This is a genomic window from Acinetobacter sp. YH01008, from assembly GCF_013420435.1.
Lineage (GTDB): Bacteria > Pseudomonadota > Gammaproteobacteria > Pseudomonadales > Moraxellaceae > Acinetobacter > Acinetobacter pseudolwoffii.
In genome coordinates this window covers 1-2,540 of sequence record NZ_VOYD01000070.1, presented here as the reverse complement: position 1 = coordinate 2,540, position 2,540 = coordinate 1, and the positions used below count along the sequence as shown (strand labels likewise).

Genomic DNA, 2,540 nt, shown 5'->3' with positions numbered 1-2,540 from the left:
ATCAATTACGCAGAATAATTCGGTACTATTGAACATCAGGACGAGAGTTGTGAGTTTGGTGTGGTAACTCAACTGATGGCTCTAGTCCTCTTATTTTTCAAGTCAATTTCTTATCCGCGATTCGGGTTATTTAATATTTTTGAAAAATGCTATTTTTATTTTTAGTGCGGCTTTGTTTTAATCTATTTCTATACACTTGTAAAAGATAAGTGGCTGAACTGTGCGGGTACTTGAAGGTCTGGCTTATATTTTACTGGACTAATTAAACTTAAACTATTAAAAAATAAATAATTAATAGAAATTAACATTGGTCATTTTTTAGAATTATATGATTAACGGTTATCTGGTTCAGGATTGAAAGTTACTTTATAAAATGGCAGAAGATTTGGAAAATATTTTCAGAATATGAAAACTTTGTGAAAAATAAATAAATATTGTATAACAGGGAGAGTGCAATATTTTGCTATTTTTATTGATTATTAAGAAAGAGTATAAAAATGGAACTGGATCGTTTCGATAAACATATTCTAGAAATATTGACCCATGAGGATGTCAATCTGAATGAACTGTCAGAGCGGGTAAATTTATCTGTGAGTTCAGTCCATCGCCGGATCAAACACTTGATCGATCAAAATATTATCAGTGGCTTAAAGCGTGAAATTAATTATCAGAAATTAGGTTTCACGCTGCATGTACTGTTACAGGTGTCGCTAAGTAAACATGATAGTGATACTTTTGCTAAATTTCTGGAAGAACTGGAAAGTATTCCCGAAGTGATTAATGCCTTTTTGGTCACCGGCCAGTCTGCGGATTTTATTGTCGAAGTAGTGGCGCGAGATATGGAAAATTATAGTGAAATTTTACTCAAGCGTATCGGGAAAATTGAGCATGTGGTTGCACTGCATTCGAGCTTTGTCATTAAAGAATATAATGTCTTTAACTGTAGCGGATTACTCAATAAAGTTTGATCCTAGGCGAGAGTAGTAGACAACTATAAAAAACGCACCCAAGGGTGCGTTTTTAGTTTTGATCAAGCTTAAGCGTCTAATTGCGCCATCACTTCATCAGTAAACTCTACGTTGGTATATACGTTTTGAACATCATCTAAATCTTCAAACATATCGATCATTTTCAAAATCATTTTGGCTTGATCAACATCTGTAATTTCAGCTTTGGTTGAAGGGCTCATCACCACTTCAGCATTGTCAGACTTCAGACCTGCTGCAGTGAGCGCATCCTGTACATCACCAAAGCTTTCAGGCGTGGTAATTACCAGAATTTCATCTTCAGCAATTTCAATATCTTCCGCGCCTGCTTCCAAAGCTACTTCCATGATTTGATCTTCTAAAGAAACATCTTCAAAAGTGATCTCGCCACGTTTGGTAAACAGATAAGCCACTGAACCGGCAGTACCTAAGTTACCATTGGTTTTTGAGAAGCAATGGCGAACATCAGGAACAGTACGATTCAGGTTGTCTGTCATGGTCTCTACCAGAACAGCAACACCACCTACACCATAACCTTCATAGGTCACTTCTTTCAGGTCGTCGTTATCTTCGCCACCCGCACCACGTTGAATGGCACGGTTGATCACATCACGTGTCATATTTACAGATAATGCTTTTTCAACCACCGCACGCAGACGAGGGTTGCTACCTGCATCTGGACCACCGAGTTTTGCCGCAGTGGTTAATTCACGAATATATTTGGTAAAAAGCTTACCACGACTCGCATCTTGTTTTGCTTTACGATGCTTAATATTGGCCCACTTGGAATGACCCGCCATGCGAACTTTGCTCCTTGTAGATTGGCTGTATGCCTATCAGAATGCCGAAATTCTACCATAAGCTTTTTTTTAAAAAAAAGTGTCTGGATTTGAGATTTCAGGATAAAACAAAAAAATTGTATTAAATTTGAACCGTACCGGGTTTGTCGGAGACTTTTTTATTTAAGTTAGGCCGCCTGACCTAACGGGTTAATCTTATCATAGTACATTGCTTCAAACTCAAAAGGCGATACATAACCCAGTGCACTGTGTACACGCTTTTTATTGAACCAATCTACCCAATTTAGTGTCGCAAGTTGTACATCCGCTAAACCTTGCCAATCTGCTTTTAGATATTCAATCACCTCTGTTTTGTATAAGCCATTCACCGTTTCAGCCAAAGCATTATCGTATGAATCACCCGTCGTACCGACTGATGCTCGTAAATTTGCTGCTTCTAAACGATTGGTATAGCGAATGGAAAGATATTGCACACCTCTGTCGGAATGATGAATCACGTTCTTTGGCATGTCTCGATCATGCAATGCTTGCTCTAATGCATCGAGCACCATATCTGTATTCATTCGTGTAGATACTTTCCAGCCAACAATTGCTCGTGAGAACACATCAATAATAAAGGCGGTATAGACCCAGCCTGAATTTGTTTGAATATACGTAAAGTCACTCACCCACAGTTGGTCAGGATGATCAGCAGTAAAATTACGTTTCACTAAATCATCTGCTCGTTTTTGGTCATCTCGGCTACGGGTGGTTT

The 2,540-nt window shown here is 38.3% G+C and carries 3 protein-coding genes; 1 reads left to right on the top strand and 2 read right to left on the bottom strand.

Going from position 1 to position 2,540, the window contains the following annotated elements; translation table 11 throughout:
• The first annotated feature begins 497 nt into the window (after nucleotides 1-497).
• Nucleotides 498-968: an Lrp/AsnC family transcriptional regulator gene (locus FTT75_RS15535; protein WP_100329904.1), complete on the top strand. Its 471-nt coding sequence runs from the start codon at nucleotides 498-500 to the stop codon at nucleotides 966-968.
• 68 nt (nucleotides 969-1,036) lie between these two features.
• Here the strand turns inward: FTT75_RS15535 and FTT75_RS15530 are convergent, their stop codons facing one another.
• Nucleotides 1,037-1,786, bottom strand: coding sequence for a YebC/PmpR family DNA-binding transcriptional regulator (locus FTT75_RS15530; RefSeq protein WP_005097391.1), 750 nt, complete (start codon nucleotides 1,784-1,786; stop codon nucleotides 1,037-1,039).
• A 167-nt stretch (nucleotides 1,787-1,953) separates the two neighbouring features.
• Nucleotides 1,954-2,540: IS3 family transposase (locus FTT75_RS15525; RefSeq protein WP_180186808.1), on the bottom strand; the 587-nt coding region annotated here is incomplete at its 5' end.

Excerpts from the sequence above, each read along its gene's own strand:
- FTT75_RS15535 (WP_100329904.1), top strand. The coding sequence starts at position 498 with ATGGAACTGGATCGTTTCGATAAACATATTCTAGAAATATTGACCCAT.
- FTT75_RS15530 (WP_005097391.1), bottom strand. The coding sequence starts at position 1,786 with ATGGCGGGTCATTCCAAGTGGGCCAATATTAAGCATCGTAAAGCAAAA.